Origin of the sequence: Limnohabitans sp. 2KL-51 (assembly GCF_003063645.1) — a bacterium.
In the GTDB taxonomy this organism is placed as follows: domain Bacteria; phylum Pseudomonadota; class Gammaproteobacteria; order Burkholderiales; family Burkholderiaceae_C; genus Limnohabitans_A.
The window spans coordinates 291,499-309,146 of sequence record NZ_NESJ01000001.1 but is presented as its reverse complement, the minus strand read 5'-3'; the positions used below and the strand labels follow the sequence as shown (position 1 = coordinate 309,146).

General features: G+C 59.2%; 17 protein-coding genes. 4 read left to right on the top strand and 13 right to left on the bottom strand.

Annotated elements, in window-relative coordinates:
• Positions 1-10 precede the first annotated feature (10 nt).
• The 3 genes from B9Z49_RS01390 to B9Z49_RS01380 all read left to right on the top strand — a co-directional run bounded on the left by B9Z49_RS01390 (position 11) and on the right by B9Z49_RS01380 (position 3,102).
• A complete protein-coding gene (locus tag B9Z49_RS01390; RefSeq protein ID WP_108351634.1) occupies positions 11-727 on the top strand; it encodes a DsbC family protein in 717 nt (238 codons plus the stop codon).
• Positions 724-1,191, top strand: coding sequence for a DUF3429 domain-containing protein (locus B9Z49_RS01385; protein ID WP_108351633.1), 468 nt, complete (start codon positions 724-726; stop codon positions 1,189-1,191). Before B9Z49_RS01390 ends, B9Z49_RS01385 begins: the two co-directional genes overlap by 4 nt.
• 126 nt (positions 1,192-1,317) lie before the next feature.
• Entirely contained in the window at positions 1,318-3,102 is a 1,785-nt protein-coding gene (locus B9Z49_RS01380) for a M61 family metallopeptidase (protein WP_108351632.1), read from the top strand.
• Between the two features lies 1 nt (position 3,103).
• Here B9Z49_RS01380 and paaK read toward each other — a convergent pair whose 3' ends face one another.
• The 4 genes from paaK to B9Z49_RS01360 form a co-directional block, all read right to left on the bottom strand.
• Positions 3,104-4,405, bottom strand: coding sequence for a phenylacetate--CoA ligase PaaK (paaK, locus tag B9Z49_RS01375; protein ID WP_108351631.1), 1,302 nt, complete (start codon positions 4,403-4,405; stop codon positions 3,104-3,106).
• Between the two features lie 60 nt (positions 4,406-4,465).
• Positions 4,466-4,900 carry a hydroxyphenylacetyl-CoA thioesterase PaaI gene (gene paaI, locus B9Z49_RS01370; protein ID WP_108351630.1) on the bottom strand — a complete coding sequence of 145 codons (435 nt, stop codon included), beginning with the start codon at positions 4,898-4,900 and terminating at the stop codon, positions 4,466-4,468.
• Positions 4,897-5,700, bottom strand: coding sequence for an enoyl-CoA hydratase-related protein (locus tag B9Z49_RS01365; protein WP_108351629.1), 804 nt, complete (start codon positions 5,698-5,700; stop codon positions 4,897-4,899). Before B9Z49_RS01365 ends, paaI begins: the two co-directional genes overlap by 4 nt.
• Positions 5,701-5,875: 175 nt before the next feature.
• The gene (locus B9Z49_RS01360; protein ID WP_108351715.1) at positions 5,876-7,027 is read right to left on the bottom strand and encodes an ISNCY family transposase; all 1,152 of its coding nucleotides are present in this window, start codon (positions 7,025-7,027) and stop codon (positions 5,876-5,878) included.
• A gap of 233 nt (positions 7,028-7,260) precedes the next feature.
• Here B9Z49_RS01360 and B9Z49_RS01355 point away from each other — a divergent pair, with 233 nt between their 5' ends.
• Positions 7,261-8,040, top strand: a complete 780-nt coding sequence (locus B9Z49_RS01355; protein ID WP_108351628.1) for an enoyl-CoA hydratase — start codon at positions 7,261-7,263, stop codon at positions 8,038-8,040.
• A gap of 155 nt (positions 8,041-8,195) precedes the next feature.
• Here B9Z49_RS01355 and B9Z49_RS01350 read toward each other — a convergent pair whose 3' ends face one another.
• From B9Z49_RS01350 to B9Z49_RS01310, 9 genes are all read right to left on the bottom strand, one after another.
• Positions 8,196-9,104: a formate dehydrogenase accessory sulfurtransferase FdhD gene (locus tag B9Z49_RS01350; RefSeq protein ID WP_108351627.1), complete on the bottom strand. Its 909-nt coding sequence runs from the start codon at positions 9,102-9,104 to the stop codon at positions 8,196-8,198.
• A gap of 68 nt (positions 9,105-9,172) precedes the next feature.
• On the bottom strand, positions 9,173-9,508 hold the full coding sequence (locus B9Z49_RS01345) for a hypothetical protein (protein WP_108351626.1): 336 nt from the start codon (positions 9,506-9,508) through the stop codon (positions 9,173-9,175).
• 15 nt (positions 9,509-9,523) lie between these two features.
• Positions 9,524-10,717: a formate dehydrogenase subunit gamma gene (locus B9Z49_RS01340; protein WP_108351714.1), complete on the bottom strand. Its 1,194-nt coding sequence runs from the start codon at positions 10,715-10,717 to the stop codon at positions 9,524-9,526.
• Between the two features lie 17 nt (positions 10,718-10,734).
• On the bottom strand, positions 10,735-10,962 hold the full coding sequence (locus B9Z49_RS01335) for a hypothetical protein (RefSeq protein WP_108351625.1): 228 nt from the start codon (positions 10,960-10,962) through the stop codon (positions 10,735-10,737).
• 2 nt (positions 10,963-10,964) lie between these two features.
• On the bottom strand, positions 10,965-11,567 hold the full coding sequence (fdh3B, locus tag B9Z49_RS01330) for a formate dehydrogenase FDH3 subunit beta (RefSeq protein WP_108351624.1): 603 nt from the start codon (positions 11,565-11,567) through the stop codon (positions 10,965-10,967).
• An 18-nt stretch (positions 11,568-11,585) separates the two neighbouring features.
• Entirely contained in the window at positions 11,586-14,546 is a 2,961-nt protein-coding gene (locus B9Z49_RS01325; RefSeq protein WP_108351623.1) for a formate dehydrogenase subunit alpha, read from the bottom strand.
• 43 nt (positions 14,547-14,589) lie between these two features.
• The gene (locus B9Z49_RS01320; protein ID WP_108351622.1) at positions 14,590-14,796 is read right to left on the bottom strand and encodes a formate dehydrogenase; all 207 of its coding nucleotides are present in this window, start codon (positions 14,794-14,796) and stop codon (positions 14,590-14,592) included.
• Positions 14,797-15,020: 224 nt separating this feature from the next.
• On the bottom strand, positions 15,021-16,982 hold the full coding sequence (locus tag B9Z49_RS01315; RefSeq protein ID WP_108351621.1) for a TRAP transporter large permease subunit: 1,962 nt from the start codon (positions 16,980-16,982) through the stop codon (positions 15,021-15,023).
• Entirely contained in the window at positions 16,979-17,602 is a 624-nt protein-coding gene (locus B9Z49_RS01310; protein WP_108351620.1) for a TRAP transporter small permease subunit, read from the bottom strand. Before B9Z49_RS01310 ends, B9Z49_RS01315 begins: the two co-directional genes overlap by 4 nt.
• Between the last annotated feature and the right edge of the window lie 46 nt (positions 17,603-17,648).

Here is a 17,648-nt window from a genome sequence, read left to right as displayed (position 1 = left end):
AGCCTCTGTCATGAAGTTCTCTCTCTCCAAACTGGTCCTGATCGTGGCCACCATCGCCTTGACCTGTGGTCATGTTTTGGCGCAAGAAGCGGTCATCCGCAAAAATCTGAGCGAGCGCCTGCCCAACCTGCCCAAGATCGACGAGGTGAGTAAAACCCCAATGAATGGGCTGTTTGAAATCCGCTTGGGCAACGACGTGATGTACAGCGATGCCGAAGGCAACTTCCTGATTCAGGGCGCACTCATCGACACGAAACAAAAGCGCAACCTGACCGAAGAGCGCGTGGACAAACTCTCGGTCATCCCGTTTGACCAGTTGCCCATCAAAAATGCTTTCACCCAAGTGCGCGGTAACGGAAAACGCAAGCTGGTCGTGTTTGCCGACCCCAACTGCGGCTACTGCAAGCGCTTCGAAAAAGACTTGCAAAAGCTGGACAACGTGACCATTTACCACTTCCTCTACCCCATCCTGGGCGAGGACTCCAAGACCAAAACCAAAAACATCTGGTGCGCCAAAGACAAGGCCAAGGTCTGGAACGACTGGATGATCAACGGCACCACACCCCCCGCCATCAACTGTGATGCCTCGGCCATTGACTCGATCGTGGCCTTTGGGCAGAAAAACCGCATCACCGGCACACCCCTGCTCTTGTTTGCCGATGGCTCTCGTGTCCCCGGTGCCGTGCCCATGGCTCAAGTTGAAAAAATGCTCACCGAGATCAAATGACATCCACACTGCCGCATCCCATGACCGAAGACCCGACCTGGCGGCTGATCCGCCGCTTGGGTTACGCCGGGCTGATTCCCTTTGTGTTTTTGGCCCTGTGCCTGTGGTTGGTTGGCCCCGAACTGCACCCCTATGTGGCCCTGGCCATGCAAGGCTATGGCGCGGTGATCGTGTCGTTTTTGGGCGGCATCCACTGGGGCGTGGGCTTTCGCAACGCATTGATCACCCCTGAAGCACCTCGCATCCACTTCACCTGGGGTGTCGCGCCCTCCCTGCTGGCCTGGGTGGGCGTGATGATGCCCGCCTTTGCAGGCTTGCCTCTGCTGGGCTTTGTGCTGATCGGCTGCTATGTGATGGACCGCCGCACTTGGCCCGCTGCGGGCCTGGCCCCTTGGTTGCCCATGCGCTTGCAACTGACCATCGTGGCCAGCATGAGCTGTTTTTTGGCCGCTGGTGCAACGTAAGCAACAGCACCCGAGACGCTCTTTTGTAGGAGCCCACCCCGTGGGCGATGAGCGTGGCACACGCCCTCAAAGCCAAACCCAGCACTACAAGCCCAGCCCCAAGCCACTCAACCCAAACCTTGCCCCATGACCGCCATCCACTACACCGTTGAAGCCGCCGACCTGCACGCCCATTTGTTTCGGGTGACGCTCACCATCACTGAACCCGCAGCGCAGCAAACCGTGTCGCTGCCGGTGTGGATTCCGGGCAGTTATCTGGTGCGCGAGTTCTCCAAAAACCTGCAAAACCTGAGCGCCAAACAAGGCCGCCGCAGTTTGCCCACACAGCAGCAAGACAAGTGCAGCTGGGCCATTGCTTGCAATAGCGGGCAGCCCCTGGTGCTGAGTTACGAGGTCTATGCTTTTGACAACTCGGTGCGCACCGCCTGGCTGGACAGCCAACGCGGCTTTTTCAATGGCACGAGCCTGTGCCTGCGGGTGCACGGGCAAGAACACGCGCCGCATCAGCTGCAGCTGCAAGCTGTGAAGAGCCAACCCAGTTGGCAGGCCGCCACGGGCCTGGCACCGCTCAAAACCGACAAAAAAGGCTTTGGCCTTTACGAAGCCGCAAACTACGACGAACTGGTGGACTGCCCGGTGGAGTTAGGCGCGTTCTGGAGCGGCAGCTTCAACGCCTGCGGCGTGCCGCACCGCTTTGTGGTGGCGGGGGCTCTGCCCTCCTTTGACGGTGACCGGTTGTTGGCCGACACACAAAAAATCTGCGAGGCCGCCATTGGTTTTTGGCACGGATCGAGCAAGGCAGCGGGCAAAAAAACGCCTCATCACAACTACCTTTTCATGCTCAACGCCGTGCACGACGGCTACGGCGGTCTGGAGCACCGCAACAGCACCGCGTTGATTTGCAAACGCGATGATTTGCCACGCCACAACGGCCTGTCCGCCAGCCCGCGCAAGCCAGAGGGCTACACCACGCTGCTGGGCCTGATCAGCCACGAGTACTTTCACACATGGAACGTCAAGCAACTGCGCCCCGATGCCTTTGCCCGCTACGACTACAGCCAGGAGAACTACACGCAGTTGCTGTGGTTTTTTGAGGGTTTTACCAGCTATTACGACGACATCTTGCTGCGCCGCGCAGGGCTGATTGACGACGCCACTTATATCGAACTGCTGGGCAAGACCATCGCGCAGGTGCAGCAAACGCCGGGCCGCCATGTGCAAAGCGTCGCGCAGTCGAGCTTTGACGCTTGGGTCAAGTACTACCGCCAGGACGAAAACACCATCAACGCCACCGTGAGTTATTACACCAAGGGCGCGCTGGTGGCTTTGTGCCTGGACCTGACGGTGCGCCGCGAATTCAAAACCGAAGGCTACACGCTCGACACCGTGATGCGCGGCCTGTGGAAACGCTGCAAGGCCGGACCCCTGCGCGAGCAGGACTTGCTGGACGAATTGCAGGCCGTGACCGGCCGCAGCTGGGCGGGCGAGATCCAGCGCTGGGCGCACAGCACGCAAGAGCTGCCGCTGCGGGAACTGCTCACGGCGCATGGCATCGGGGTAGAGGCCGAGACCTCGGGCATGGCGCAGCGCTTGGGCTTGCGCGTGAGCGAAGCCGCAGGCAGTGTGCAGGTCAAAGTGGTGCTGCGCGGCGGCGCGGGCGAAGCCGCGGGCCTGGCTGCGGGTGACGAATGGCTGGGCCTGGACGTAGGGGCCAAGGGGCAAGGCGGCAGCTGGCGTCTGGGCAAACTCGACGAACTGAGCGCCTTGCTGGGCAAAGAGCGCCAATTGACCGCCCTGGTCTCACGCGACAAACGCCTGCTGCGCTTGCCGCTCAAGGTGCCTGCGCAGGCAAGCCACTGGCAGCTGAGCGTGCTCAAGGACCGCCCGGCCGATCAGTGGCCTGCGGTCTGATTCACTTGCCGCGCAAGTCCACCACGCGTTTGGCCTTGCCCTGGCTGCGCTCCACGCCGCCTTCGGCCTTGAGCTCGATCGCCACGCTCGAGCCAATGTAGACCTTGATCTCGTGCTGCAGCTGCTTGGCCGCCGCACGCGCCTCGATGCTGTCGGGCGACACGCCGGGCTTGGTTTCGATCAGCACTTTGAGGTCGTCCATCGGGCCTTCACGGGTCAGGACGCATTGGTAGTGCGGGGCCAGCTCGGCGCGCTTCAAGATCAGCTCTTCGATCTGGCTGGGGAACACGTTCACGCCCCGGATGATCATCATGTCATCGCTGCGGCCGGTGATTTTTTCCATGCGCCGCATGCTTCGGGCGGTGCCGGGCAGCAGGCGCGTCAGGTCGCGCGTGCGGTAGCGGATGATGGGCAGCGCTTCTTTGGTCAGGCTGGTGAATACCAACTCGCCCATTTCGCCATCGGCCACTGGCTCGCCCGTCTCGGGGTTGATGATCTCGGGGTAGAAGTGGTCTTCCCAGATGGTCGGGCCGTCTTTGGTCTCGATGCATTCACTGGCCACACCCGGCCCCATCACTTCAGACAGGCCATAGATGTCGACCGCGTCGATGTTCATGCGCTTTTCAATCGCAGCGCGCATGTCATTGGTCCAGGGCTCTGCGCCGAAGATGCCGATGCGCAGCGAGCTGGTTTTGGGGTCGATGCCTTGGCGCTCGAACTCGTCGGCAATCGCCAGCATGTAACTGGGCGTGACCATGATGATGTTGGACTTGAAATCCTGGATCAGCTGCACCTGGCGCTCGGTTTGGCCGCCGCCAAAAGGCACGACCGTGAGGCCCAATTTTTCTGCGCCGTAATGCGCGCCCATGCCGCCGGTGAACAGACCGTAGCCGTAGCTGATGTGCACCATGTCGCCGGGCTTGGCACCGCCAGCGCGAATGCTGCGGGCCACCACGGTGGACCAAGTGTCGATGTCTTTAAGGGTGTAGCCCACCACGGTGGGTTTGCCGGTGGTGCCGCTGGACGCGTGGATGCGGGCGCAGTTTTCACGGGGCACGGCAAACATGCCAAAGGGGTAGCTGTCGCGCAGGTCTGACTTGGTGGTGAACGGAAACTTGGCGATGTCGGCCAGCGTTTTGCAATCGTCCGGGTGCACGCCTGCGGCGTCGAACTTGGCCCGGTACACGGGCGAGTTGGCATAGGCGTGCTGCAGCGTTTGCTGCAGGCGCTTGAGCTGCAAGCTGCGCAGCTCGTCGATGCTGGCCTTTTCAATCGGCTCGAGGGGGAAGGCTTTTTGACTCATTCAAATCTCCACTTGATCAGCGGGGGACAGGGCTGAAGACCTGTCCCCCAATTCATAAACTTATTCGGGGATGACGGTGCCCGGGATCTGCGCGCTTTTGCCACGGAACATGGCGATGACTTCACCGTTTTGGTTGGTGACTTTCATGTCGTAGATGCCGTGACGTCCGCTGAGCGTTTGCTCAATGCCTTCACAGGTCAGCACATCGTCCAACTTGCCGGGCTTCAAAAATTCGATGCTGCAACCCGCAGCCACCGCGTTCTTGTTGTAGCTGTTACAGGCAAAGGCAAAGGTCGAATCGGCCAGCGTGAAGATGAAACCGCCATGGCAAATTTGGTGTCCATTCAGGTGCAGCGCTTTGACCGTCATGCGCATCAAGGCGCGGCCGGGTTCGCAGACCAGCAGTTCCATGCCCATGGTGTCTTTGGAAGCCACGTCGACAGCGAACATCGTCTCGCCCACCAACCGGGCCAGTGCTTGGGGGTCGCTCATCATTCGCCTTTGAATTGGGGTGCGCGTTTTTCAAGGAAGGCCTGCACCCCCTCGAAATAGTCGTGCGTGCGGCCCATCGCCGACTGCATGTCTCGCTCCAGATCCAGCTGTTCAGACAGACTGCGGGTGGTGGCGCCTTGCAACAACGCCCGGGTGGCCACCAAGGCTTGGGTGGGCATGCTCGCCAAACGCTGCGCCAAGGTCAAGGCAGCGGCCAAGGGGTCGTCGGCCACGTCCCAAATCAAACCCCATTCCTTGGCCTGCTGGGCCGGCAACTTGTCGCCCGTCATGGCCAAGGCCAGCGCCCGCGGCAGCCCCAAGCGCTCGACCAACAACCAGCTGCTGCCTGCATCCGGGATCAATCCGATTTTGCTGAAGGCTTGAATAAAGCTGGCCTGAGGGGCCGCAATGGCGATGTCACAGGCCATGGCCACCGAAGCGCCTGCACCTGCAGCCACCCCGTTCACAGCGGCCACAATGGGCATGCGCAAGGATTGGATGCGCCGTGTGGTGGGGTTGAACGCCTGATCAATGATGGGCCCAGGATCGGCCCGAGCCACGCGGTCAGGACCCGGCGTGAAATCAAAGGACGACAAATCGGCACCGGCGCAAAAACCTCGCCCGGCGCCGGTCAGCACCATGGCGCGAATCTGGGCGTTGGCTTCGGCCTGGTCAAAAGCCGCCCACAGATCGTGGTGCATTTGACGGTCAAAACTGTTCAGCGCAGCAGGCCGGTTGAGCGTGACCACCGCCACAGGGCCGTGTTCTTCATACAAAACAGTGGATGATGATGGATCAGTCATGAAAATCTCCGAATGCGAAAATGTACCATTAACCGACCAATCGGTTGGTTAATTGTTTCCTTGTGTCGGCAGTAAATAGAACTGTCCGGTTTCGTAGCAAGTTAATTGTCCGCTTTTCTTGCTTGCACTCATGAGCTGCTTTTGAGCAAGTAAGCGGTCCGTCTTTTGACTGGCTTCATGCGGCCAGCCTTTGCTCCTTTCCTGGGTCTTGGCGCTGCTGCCCCTTCGCGTCATAACAAGCGAGCCTGCGCGGCCCATGAAACACAGCCAGCGTCGCATCCACATACCGATGCACCCTCAAGCGCGTATGCACATAGTGATACCTGAACTCGTCCGTCGGGATCTGTAGCTGCATTGCTTCAAAGCTGACGCAGTTGTCGTTGTCTGCCGTGCGCTCGTGCTGCTCACACAAAATATCAGGGAGATTGCCGCTGATGAACGGCACATAAGCTGTCCCCTCGCAGCGGCTGGCCACCCCAAACTCTCGGTTGTGCCCTGGGCGATACACCTCCTCCAGATAGCGGTTGGCCGCCTGTATGTCTGTGATACCCGCTCGCGCCAACTCTTGTGGCAAACGGCCCTGATGCGTTTGAAAGGCCCGCTCGCTGCGCCCGCGCGCCTGGGGCGAGTAGGCTGCAATGTGACCAATCCCCAGTTGCTTGAGGGCCCGCCCAAGCTGCGTGAGGTTGACTTTGTCGACTTTGCCACCGGCCTTGGGTGTGGTGAAGTAATGCGCCCCGCGATCGGTGTACAGGCTTGCAAATAGCCCATAGCGGGCGATCGTTTGACCAATCCCGTGAAAGCTGGAGGCGCTGCCTTCTTGTTCACAAAAGAACATGGACGTGTGCTCGCCCGTTGCATCGTCCATCGTGACCACCAAATCCCACACCGATTGATCAACCCAGCGGTGAGTGCTGGCATCTTGGTGGATCATCATCCCCGCCAGCGGTGCCCTGTCGCGCTTGATGCGGTGCTTGCCACGCGCCTTGTGAACTTTGGCCGCACCCGCTCCTTGGAGCACGCTTTTGAGCCAACTGTAGCTACGCAAGCCTTTGAATTCAGCCTTGTATTTGCTGTGGAAATGGCTCAGATTCCAGCCTGCAAAACTGGTTTTGTACAGCTCAACCACCTGGTCCACCTCGGCTGCGCTGGCTCGGCGCTTGGAGATTTGGCTCAGTCGCCTGTCCAATAGCCCTTGCAGCCCGTCAGCCTCATAACGCTGGACGTGACGGCGAAAACTGCGCTCGCATTGGCCCAGCAGCTCAGCGGCCTCGCTCTGATTCAGCCTGCCTTCATTCCAGCCAACATATGCCTGTTCGAATCTCATCTTCCGGTTCTCCTGCATGTAGCGAGTCCGGCTGATCGGTGCGTCTTGCATCGCACTCCCCAAACCGGACAGATTACTTGCTAAAAACCGGACAACCTATTTGTTCCCGACATTAATTGTTTCCTTGGGTTTTCCCTAGGTTTTGGAGCCATCAGGGCTTGAAACCCCTCGGTCAGCGCCTTGGGTATAGTGAGCCCATTCATTCCGTTTGACGCTCACACAGGAGACAGCACTTGACCTACGAAAACATTGAAGTCCGCACCGAAGGCGGGCAAGTCGGCATCATCACCCTCAACCGCCCCAAGGCGCTGAATGCGCTGAACGGCGCTCTGATGGACGAGCTGGGCGCCGCCTTGAAGGCGTTTGACGCCGACGAGGCCATTGGCTGCATCGTCATCACCGGCAGCGAGAAAGCCTTTGCTGCCGGGGCCGACATCTCGGCCATGGCGAAGTTCAATTTCCACGACGTTTACAAAAACGACTTCATCACGCGCAACTGGGAAACCATCCGCAGCATCCGCAAACCCGTGATCGCGGCCGTCAGCGGCTTTGCCTTGGGCGGTGGTTGCGAGCTGGCCATGATGTGCGACTTCATCATCGCCGCTGACAACGCCAAGTTCGGCCAGCCCGAAATCAAGATCGGCATCATCCCCGGCGCAGGCGGCACACAGCGCTTGCCGCGGGCCTTGGGCAAGTCCAAGGCGATGGACTTGGTGCTCACAGGCCGCATGATGGACGCGGCTGAGGCCGAGCGCGGTGGCTTGGTCAGCCGTGTAGTGCCGCTGGACAAGTTGATGGATGAAACACTGGGCGCTGCTTTGATGATTTGTGGCTATGGCCAACTGGCGACCATGGCGGCCAAAGAAAGCGTGAACCGCGCTTTTGAAAGTGGGCTGAGCGACGGTGTGATGTTCGAGCGCCGCCTGTTTCACGGCTTGTTTGCCACCGCCGACCAAAAAGAAGGCATGGACGCCTTTTTGAACAAACGCGTCCCCAAGTTCATCCACGGCTGAGACACTTGGGCCATTGGGCCCGTGTCCAGACTTTGGTGAGATGGTGATCAGGGCGTGTGCCACGCCCATCGCGCACGGGGTGCGCTCCTACAAAGCATAGCCCCAGTTGGTGGACCGAGCGCCGCGCATTTGTGGGAGCCCACCCCTGTGGGCGATCAACCCCTGTCGTTCAATCCGTTGGCTGGCGTCAGCAGCTCAGGCTGCCAAACCAGGCGCTCGGGCGCGCTGAAACACAAGAAGCGTTTGTTGGTGGCGCGACCAATCGCACAGAGGCCCAAGCGCTTGGCCACGTCCAGCCCCATTTGGGTGATGCCACTGCGCGAGACGACCACGGGCACGCCCATTTGCGCCGACTTGATGACCATTTCGCTGGTCAAGCGCCCGGTGGTGTAGAACACCTTGTCCTGGGCGTTCACGTCGTGCATCCACATCCAGCCGGCAACGGTGTCCACCGCGTTGTGACGCCCCACGTCTTCCACAAACATGAGCATGTCTTCACCCTGAAACAAGGCGCAGCCGTGCACCGAGCCCGATGATTTGTAGGTGGTTTCTTGCAAGCGAATGGCGTTGACCACACCATAAAGCTGGCTTTGGGTGATTTGCGCGGGCGGCAGTTCGATCTCTTCGATGTGGGCCATCAAATCGCCAAATACGCTGCCTTGGCCGCAGCCGGTGGTCACCACGCGCTCGGCGCTGCGCTCGACCACGACGTTGGCGTTAGGGCGGGTTTTGACGGCAGCCACGCCGGGCTCGCCCAGTTCTCCTTCTCCAATCGTCCAGTCCACGGTGATGGATTCGATCTGGGCCACGGAATCAATCAGACGCTGGTTGCGCAAGAAACCCAGCACCAGCCACTCGGGCTCGGCGCCCAGAGTCATCAAGGTCACCAGCTCTTTTTTATCCAGGTAAATGGTCAGAGCACGCTCAGCGGGGATTTGCGTCTCGGAGGACTCACCGAATTCGTTGCACACGGGCACACTGCGGGTCAGGGGTGCACGCGCTCGGGTGATGTGGGGCTTGAGAGGGGCCGATGCGGCCTCGGGGGCGTTCAGAACAACAGACATGGCTTGAGCCTAACGTAAAAATCCCCCGCGACAAGACGGGGGATTTTTCAGTGGGATGCAAAAAAGGATCAGCCTTTTTTGGCAGGTGCAGCTGCAGGCTTGGCCCCTGCTGGGGCTGCTGCGGGAGCAGCGGCCGTCGTTTCTGCAGGCTTGTAGGCACCAGGGTCCACGCAAGCGGGCGTGGCAGCAGGTGCGGCCTTGCCTTTGCCGTTGGTTTTGTAATAGTGTGCCGCCACTTTTTCTCGGGACTTGCACAACTGGAAGTCGGCCACTTTGTTGCCATGCGCGGTTTTGGCCGCAGCCTCGGCGGCTTTGGCCTTGGCCTCCTCACTGGGGGCGGGTAGTTTGGCGGCAGCGCTGAAGCCAATGGCCAGTGCGGACAAAACAAGCAGGGTTTTTTTCATGAAGTTTCTCCAGGCTCAAGCCGAAGCGGTGGAAGCATTCGAGGCGGCGGGGGGGGTCGTAGTGGCTGAACGGTGGGCTGGGATCTTGCCCGACTTCACATCGTCGTACCACAACTCATGGTGTTCCTTGGCCCAGGTTTCGTCCACATAGCCTGTTCGCATGGCTTTGTAGGCACCGCGCATGCCAATGGTGCCCATGTAAATGTGGCCGATGAACATGGCCATCATGAACAAGGCCGCCACGCCGTGGATCATGTTGGCGATTTGCATGGTGCCGCGTTCGTAAATGAGACCGGGGATCAGCATGTCGAGCACCAGGCCCGATCCGACCACGATCAAACCAAGGAACAACACACCGCCCCAGAAGACCACCTTTTCACCGGCATTGAAGCGGTGTGAAGGCACTTCGGTGCCCGAGAACAAACCGCCGCCTTTGAGCATCCAGACCACATCGTCCTTGCTGGGCAGGTTGTCCTTGAGGAAGGTGATGAAGACCACCACCAAAGACACCGCAAACAAGGGCCCTGCAAAGTTGTGCAGGTTTTTCAGGGCATAGCTCAGCCAACCAAACAGCGTGCCACCCAAAATGGGGAGCAAGAAGTATTTGCCGTAGGCCATGACGATGCCCGAGATGGCCAGCGACACAAAAGCAATGGCGTTGGCCCAGTGGGCTGAGCGCTCAAACGGCGTGAATCGTTCGATCTTGCGACCAGTTTCCTGACCATGCAGCTCGATCGTGCCCTTGGAGAAATAAAACAGCGCCATCGCACCCACGGCGATCAGCAACAAGGCTGCGCCATACGGAATGATGATGTTGTTGCGCACCTGACGCCAAGACTCGCCCGCCGAGGCCAGACGCGAGCCGGGGTATTGCACAAAAGGCTGGATCAGGTTGCCTGCTTCAGGCGCTTGGCTTTTGGGCAGGCTGGTGTAGCCGGTCACGCCCTGCCCCACCGAACGCCACATGGGCGCGTTGTTGCCGGGTTGAACCTGGCCGCGTTCGGCGTTGGTCTGGTCCTTGTACTTCGGATCGGCGTCGGCACCCGGCGCAATCTGGAAGATGTTGGCGCTTTTCACGCCCAAGCTGTTGTCAGCTGCGGCGGCAGGAGCAGCGGCAGTGGGTGGGGTCGCAGAGGCCGGGGCCTGCGTTTGGGCCACAGCGCCCACGGTCCACAGGGCCAGACCGATGCTCAGTAAGAAGCGACGCATGAACTTCTCCTTGTGGCTCACTTGGGAGCACGGGCGTGGTCGTCTTGACCATAACTGGCGCGGGCTTTGAGGTGGTTGGCCCAGCCATCTTTGTCACCGGCTTTCCAGCCCGACGCGGTGTAGACCGCCACACCGGTGCCGTTTTGCACGGGCTTGTCAGAACGCGCACCCGGTTTGTCTTGCGAAGTTTCACCACACGCCACGAGCAAAGCGGCGCACCCGATGATAAAGATGGTTTTTTTCATGCTCAGGCTCCTGGCTTGGCTTGGTTACCGTAAGCGGTGCCCCAGCCCCAAACTTCGGCGCCTTTGCCCCGGGCCAGCACGCGACCGCGCAGAATGTCGGCGACCACATCGCCGTCGCCCGCCAGCAAAGCTTTGGTTGAGCACATTTCCGCACAGGCGGGCAGTTTGCCCTCGGCCAGGCGGTTGCGGCCGTATTTTTCAAACTCGGCCTGACTGCCATGCTCTTCGGGGCCACCTGCGCAGAAGGTGCACTTGTCCATCTTGCCGCGCAAGCCAAAGGTGCCGTTGGACGGGAACTGCGGTGCGCCAAACGGACAGGCATAAGAGCAGTAGCCGCAACCAATGCAGATGTCCTTGTCGTGCAGCACCACGCCTTCTTCGGTTTTGTAAAAGCAATTGACTGGGCAGACCGCCATGCAAGGTGCGTCAGAGCAATGCATGCAGGCCACCGAGATCGACTTCTCGCCGGGTACACCATCATTGAGCGTGACCACGCGGCGGCGGTTCACGCCCCAAGGAACTTCGTGCTCGTTTTTGCAAGCTGTGACGCAGCCGTTGCATTCGATGCAGCGCTCTGCATCGCAAATAAATTTCATTCGTGCCATCGTGTTCTCCTGGAGCGCTTAGGCTTTTTCGATGTTGCAGATGGTGGTCTTGGTCTCTTGCATCATGGTGACGCTGTCATAACCATAGGTGGTGGCGGTGTTGACCGCCTCGCCGCGCACGATGGGTGCAGCCCCCTTGGGGTAGTGCGCCAGCATGTCGGCGCCTTGCCAACGACCCGAGAAGTGGAAAGGCATCCACACCGTGGCGGTGTCCACCCGCTCGGTCACCATGGCCTGCACGTCCAGTCGCGCACCCGTGGCACCGGTCAACCAGACGCGGTCGCCGTTGCGAATGCCCCGATCGGCCGCCGTTTTGGGGTGGATTTCGACATAAGCCTCTTGCTGCAACTCGGCCAGCCAGGGGTTGGCGCGGGTTTCCTCGCCACCGCCTTCGTACTCGACCAAACGTCCAGAGGTCAGGATGAGTGGATACTTTTCGTGGACCTTGTCGGCGATGTTCTTGTCCTGCACGGTCTTGAACAAGGTGGGCAGACGCCAGAAAGCCTTGCGGTCGTCGTGGGTGGGGTACTTGGCCATCAAGTCCGGACGGGTGCCGTACAGCGGCTCGCGGTGCTGAGGAATGGGATCTGGGAAGTTCCAGACCACGGCTCGGGCCTTGGCGTTGCCGAAAGGGTGGCAGCCGTGTCCTTTCATGAACACGCGGATCATGCCGCCCGACGAATCGGTCTTCCAGTTTTTGCCTTCGGCCTTGGCTTTTTCGGCCTCGGTCAGCTCATCCCACCAGCCCAATTTCTTGAGCAAAATGTGGTCAAGCTCCGGGTAGCCGGTCGTGATGTCCGCGCCCATGGAGTGCGAACCGTCTTCAGCCAGCAGGCTCTTGCCATCGCGCTCCACACCGAAGTTGGCGCGGAAGTTGCCACCGCCGTCCATGACGTGCTTGGAGGTATCGTACAAATTGGACGAGCCGGGGTGCTTCATTTCGGGCGTGCCGTAGCAAGGCCATGGCAGGCCGAAGTAATCGCCCGTGAAGTCGTAACCGGTTTCCTTGTCTTTGCCGCCCTTGGCCTTAAGGGTTTTCACGTCGAACAGGTTCATGTTCTTCATGTGGGCCTTCAGGCGCTCTGGGCTTTGGCCGGTATAGCCAATGGTCCAGACGCACTTGTTGATCTCTCGCAGGATGTCCTCGGGCACGGGCTCGTCCATGCCGCCAACTTTTTGCATTTTGTAATTCTTGGACAGCTCTTTGGCGAAACCGAGTTTTTCGGCCAGCTGGTGCATGATCATGTGGTCCGAGCGGCTCTCCCACAGGGGCTCAATGACCTTCTCGCGCCACTGCAAGGAGCGGTTGGAGGCGGTGCAAGAACCGCTGGTCTCAAACTGAGTTGCTGCGGGCAACAGGTACACCGCGCGGTTGGGGTTCAGGTCTTCGGCTTTGCCGGGCATGGCAGCCATGGCCGCTGTGGCCGATGGGTACGGGTCGACCACCACCAACAAGTCCAGCTTGTCCATGGCGCGCTTCATGTCCAGACCACGGGTTTGCGAGTTGGGGGCATGGCCCCAATAGAACACACCGCGCAGGTTGCTGTCTTGGTCGATCAGCTCGTTGTTCTCCAGCACACCGTCGATCCAGCGGGACACGGTGATACCGTTTTTACCCATCATGGCGGGGCTGGCAAACTGCTTTTTGATCCACTCGAAGTCCACACCCCAGGTGTTCGCGAAATGCTTCCACGAGCCTTCGGCCAAGCCGTAGTAGCCGGGCAAGGAATCGGGATTGGGGCCGACGTCGGTCGCGCCTTGCACGTTGTCGTGGCCACGAAAAATGTTGGTGCCGCCGCCGGTCTTGCCCACGTTGCCCAGCGCCAGCTGCAAGATGCAAGATGCACGCACCATGGCGTTGCCGATCGTGTGCTGGGTCTGACCCATGCACCAGACGATGGTGCCCGGGTTGTTGTCGTGCAGCATCTTGGCGATCTTGAACATCTGCGGTTCTTTGACGCCGCAAGCCTCTTCCACCTTGTCGGGCGTCCACTTGGCCATCACATCGGCCTTGACAGCCTCCATGCCGTACACGCGGTCGTTGATGTACTTTTTGTCTTCCCAACCATTCTTGAAGATGTGATAAATCAAACCGAACAGGAAAGGAATGTCGGTGCCCGAGCGAATGCGCACGAATTCGTCGGCTTTGGCGGCGGTGCGGGTGAAGCGTGGATCGACCACGATCATCTTGCAGCCGTTTTCCTTGGCGTGCAGCATGTGCAGCATGGACACGGGGTGGGCTTCGGCCGCGTTGGAGCCGATGTACAAAGCGACCTTGCTGTTTTGCATGTCGTTGTACGAGTTGGTCATGGCGCCGTAACCCCATGTGTTGGCCACACCGGCCACCGTGGTGGAGTGGCAAATACGGGCTTGGTGGTCGCAGTTGTTGGTGCCCCAGAAGCTCACGAACTTGCGCAGCAAATAGGCTTGTTCGTTGTTGTGCTTGGAGGAGCCCACGTAATAAATGCTGTCTGGACCACTGGACTTGCGCAGATCCAGCATCTTGGCGCTGATTTCGTTGAGGGCCACGTCCCAGCTGATGCGCTCGTACTTGCCGTTGACCAGCTTCATGGGGTAGCGCAGGCGAAACTCACCGTGGCCGTGCTCACGGATGGCCGCACCCTTGGCGCAATGCGCACCGAGGTTGATGGGCGAATCGAATACAGGCTCTTGGCGCACCCAAACACCGTTTTCGACCACGGCGTCGACAGCGCAACCCACCGAGCAGTGGGTGCAGATGGTACGTTTGACTTCGACCTTACCCGCGCCCGTGATGGACTTGGCAGTAGCTGCCTGTGCTTTTTGCACCAGGCTCAACTGTGATGCGGCCAGGCCCACGCCCACACCCAAACCCGAACGGCGCAAAAAGCTGCGGCGATCGAGTGTGGGCAAAGCCTGCGACAAACCACGGCGCAAGCTGTGAATGAAGGGGGATGACGTGGCACCGGAGGTGCCGGAGGATTTTTTGGTCAGCAACATGGAAGACTCCAGTTGGGGAGGAACAGGGAAGAGGGACGGAAGGTCAGACGCGGGTGGTCTTGTAGTACTGCTGAACGTGTTCGCTCAGGGTGTAGCCTCCGCCACGTGTGGGCTTGGGCAAGGCTGTGGCCACTGGCGCGGCCTGCTTGACCACACTCGGCAAAACGGCGGTGGCTGCAGCCACAACACCCACCGTGGCAGCACCCGAGAACAGGCTGCGACGCGAAAGAGCGGAAGTTTTGGAAGACATCAAAGACTCCTGAAAGGGACAAGGCGAAGGTTCAATAAAACATACAACCTAGGCAAAAAATTGCATAAGTTATGTTACTACCTGACCAGCCGACCTCCCAAGTGAAAACCCTTAGTCCCGATTGATTTGCGTCAATCAGGTGACAAGCCAAACCATAACGGTCGGAAAAAAACCGCCCACACGAACAAAACACTAGGTTTCGTGTGCGTGAACGGAATTTTTTTTTACTTGTAAAGAACTTCAGGCAACCACAAGCCTATGGAGGGGAACATGTAAAGCAGCACGATGGCAAAGACCTGAATCGCCATGAAAGGCAGCATGCCCGCAAAGATCTGGTTCAGCGTGACGTGCGGTGGGCTCACGCCTTTCAAATAGAACGCGGCCATCGCCACAGGTGGGCTGAGGAAAGCGGTCTGCAGGTTCAAGGCCACCAACAAGCCGAAGAACAGCGGGTCGATGCCAAAGTGGGGCAGCAAGGGAATGAAGATCGGCATGAAAATCACGATGATCTCGGTCCATTCCAAAGGCCAGCCCAACAAGAAGATGACCACTTGCGCCAGGATCATGAACTGCACCGGCGTCAGGTCCATGCCCAGCACCCAGGTGTTGATGATCTCTTGGCCACCCAGCAACGCAAAGGCTGCCGAGAAAATGCTGGAGCCCACAAACAACCAGCACACCATGGCGCTGGTTTTGGCCGTCAGGTACACCGACTCGCGCAGCACTGCGTAGTTCAGGCGTCGGTAAGCTGCGGCTAGCAACAAGCCCCCGAGCGAACCCATGGCCGCCGCTTCGGTCGGAGTGGCCAGACCGAAGACGATGGTGCCCAGCACGGCCAAAATCATGATGGCCAGAGGGAAGAACGAACCCAGCAGCATCTTGAAAATTTCAAGGCGCGCAAAGCTGAAGTAGGCATAGAACAGGGCCAAGGCCACCGCACAACTGGCCAAGCCGATCCAGAAAGACAGTGGTGCGGGCAAGCGCTCGGCATCGGCTGCTGGTGTTTCCGCAGCAACCGTCACTGCAGCACCGGCAGGACCAGGTGCATCTGCTTTGGCTGGCTCTGCGGCGGGTGCCGCATCTGCTTTGGCGACTTCGGTCGAACCGGGTGGTGTTTGCAAGCCATCGGCTTCGGGTTCAGCCAGACCACTGACACTGGAGGCTTCTTCTGTTTCGGCCGAATCAGCCAACTCGCCGCCCATGGCCACCACGCCTTCCACCGTCTCGACGGGCAGTGGTGCAGTGACTTTGAAGTAAATGGTCCCCATGATCGCTGCGACGGCCAAAAGCGGCAGCAAAGCAATGACCAAGTGGTTGAGCAAGTCACGCATGGGCACGGATGCATTGCGCTTGCCTTTCATCGCACCGATCAAACCGGGTAGCACGTTGTTGCTGATGTCTTTGGACACCACTTGGGCAAACGCTGGCAAGGGTACGATGCGGTCTTCGGCCGACATGGGCGGCGCCATGCTGGGCTTGATTTTGGCAATGATGACCACGTAGAGGACATACAAAGTGGCCAGCATGATGCCCGGGAAAAATGCCCCAGCGTACAACTTGACCACCGACACACCTGCCGTCGCGCCATAGACGATCAGCATGACCGAGGGAGGAATCAGAATACCCAGACAACCGCCTGCGGTGATAGCACCTGCCGACAGCTGCACGCTGTAACCAGCCCGCAGCATGGCGGGCAACGCCAGCAAGCCCATGAGCGTGACCACCGCGCCCACGATGCCTGTGGCCGTGGCAAAAATAGCGCAGGTCACGATGGTGGCCACCGCCAAGGAACCCGGCACACGGGCCATGGCCAGGTGCATGCTCTTGAACAATTTCTCAATCAAGTTGGCGCGTTCAATGAGGTAGCCCATGAACACGAACAAGGGGATCGAGATCAGCACGTCGTTGGACATGACCGAGAAGGCTCGCTGAACCATCAGGTCGAGCGTTTGTTGAACCGCCAGATCGGGGTTGGAGCTTCGGTAAGCAATCCAGGCGAAGATCATGCCCATGCCCATGAGGGTGAACGCTGTGGGAAAACCCAACATGATCGCCACCACCACCAAGGCCAGCATTAACAGTCCCAAATGCCCATTGGACATATCGGCAGGAGCAGGCAGCAAAACAAAGGCCGACAACACGACCAAGGCCATGATCGTCAGGCCAAACCAGACTTCTTTTTTCATTTTTGCGTTCCCTTGGCAGTCACCAACTCGCCCAACTTGGCTATGTCTTCGTCTTTCACATTGACCATTTGCTTGAGTTTTTCGACATCGACCTCGTCCACGTCATCGCCACGCTTTGGCCACTCCCCCTGCTTGATGCACACGATGCACCGCACAATTTCAACCAAACCTTGAGCCAACAGGAAAGCACCCGCAATCGGCAAAATGGTTTTGAACGGGTAGATGGGCGGACCGTCGGCCGTCACGTTGGAGTGTTCGTTGATGGCCCAAGACTCGGCAGCAAAACCATAGCCGGCATAAGCCAAAGCCACCACACCCGGAATGAAAAACACGATGTACAGCGTCAAGTCCAACCAGGCCTGCAGGCGGGGCGGAAAAAAGCCATACAGCACATCGCCGCGCACATGGCCATTCTTGGACAAGGTGTAGGCACCCGCCATCATGAACAGAGATCCATACATCATGCTCATCACGTCAAAGGCCCAGGCGTGAGGGCTGTCCAGCACATACCGAGAGAACACCTCCCAAGAGATCATGAAGGTCAACGCCACGATCAGCCAGGAAAAAAATTGACCAATCCAAGTACTGACTTTGTCAATAAGGAGTAAGAGATTTTGCATAAGGGAACCGCATAAATGAATCAGCCATCCAGGAGACCTGGATGGC

What these genes read in the sequence shown, in the direction of transcription:
- B9Z49_RS01390 (WP_108351634.1), top strand. Translation starts at nt 11, where the DNA reads ATGAAGTTCTCTCTCTCCAAACTGGTCCTGATCGTGGCCACCATCGCC.
- B9Z49_RS01385 (WP_108351633.1), top strand. Translation starts at nt 724, where the DNA reads ATGACATCCACACTGCCGCATCCCATGACCGAAGACCCGACCTGGCGG.
- B9Z49_RS01380 (WP_108351632.1), top strand. Translation starts at nt 1,318, where the DNA reads ATGACCGCCATCCACTACACCGTTGAAGCCGCCGACCTGCACGCCCAT.
- paaK (WP_108351631.1), bottom strand. Translation starts at nt 4,405, where the DNA reads ATGAGTCAAAAAGCCTTCCCCCTCGAGCCGATTGAAAAGGCCAGCATC.
- paaI (WP_108351630.1), bottom strand. Translation starts at nt 4,900, where the DNA reads ATGATGAGCGACCCCCAAGCACTGGCCCGGTTGGTGGGCGAGACGATG.
- B9Z49_RS01365 (WP_108351629.1), bottom strand. Translation starts at nt 5,700, where the DNA reads ATGACTGATCCATCATCATCCACTGTTTTGTATGAAGAACACGGCCCT.
- B9Z49_RS01360 (WP_108351715.1), bottom strand. Translation starts at nt 7,027, where the DNA reads ATGAGATTCGAACAGGCATATGTTGGCTGGAATGAAGGCAGGCTGAAT.
- B9Z49_RS01350 (WP_108351627.1), bottom strand. Translation starts at nt 9,104, where the DNA reads ATGTCTGTTGTTCTGAACGCCCCCGAGGCCGCATCGGCCCCTCTCAAG.
- B9Z49_RS01345 (WP_108351626.1), bottom strand. Translation starts at nt 9,508, where the DNA reads ATGAAAAAAACCCTGCTTGTTTTGTCCGCACTGGCCATTGGCTTCAGC.
- B9Z49_RS01340 (WP_108351714.1), bottom strand. Translation starts at nt 10,717, where the DNA reads ATGCGTCGCTTCTTACTGAGCATCGGTCTGGCCCTGTGGACCGTGGGC.
- B9Z49_RS01335 (WP_108351625.1), bottom strand. Translation starts at nt 10,962, where the DNA reads ATGAAAAAAACCATCTTTATCATCGGGTGCGCCGCTTTGCTCGTGGCG.
- fdh3B (WP_108351624.1), bottom strand. Translation starts at nt 11,567, where the DNA reads ATGGCACGAATGAAATTTATTTGCGATGCAGAGCGCTGCATCGAATGC.
- B9Z49_RS01325 (WP_108351623.1), bottom strand. Translation starts at nt 14,546, where the DNA reads ATGTTGCTGACCAAAAAATCCTCCGGCACCTCCGGTGCCACGTCATCC.
- B9Z49_RS01320 (WP_108351622.1), bottom strand. Translation starts at nt 14,796, where the DNA reads ATGTCTTCCAAAACTTCCGCTCTTTCGCGTCGCAGCCTGTTCTCGGGT.
- B9Z49_RS01315 (WP_108351621.1), bottom strand. Translation starts at nt 16,982, where the DNA reads ATGAAAAAAGAAGTCTGGTTTGGCCTGACGATCATGGCCTTGGTCGTG.
- B9Z49_RS01310 (WP_108351620.1), bottom strand. Translation starts at nt 17,602, where the DNA reads ATGCAAAATCTCTTACTCCTTATTGACAAAGTCAGTACTTGGATTGGT.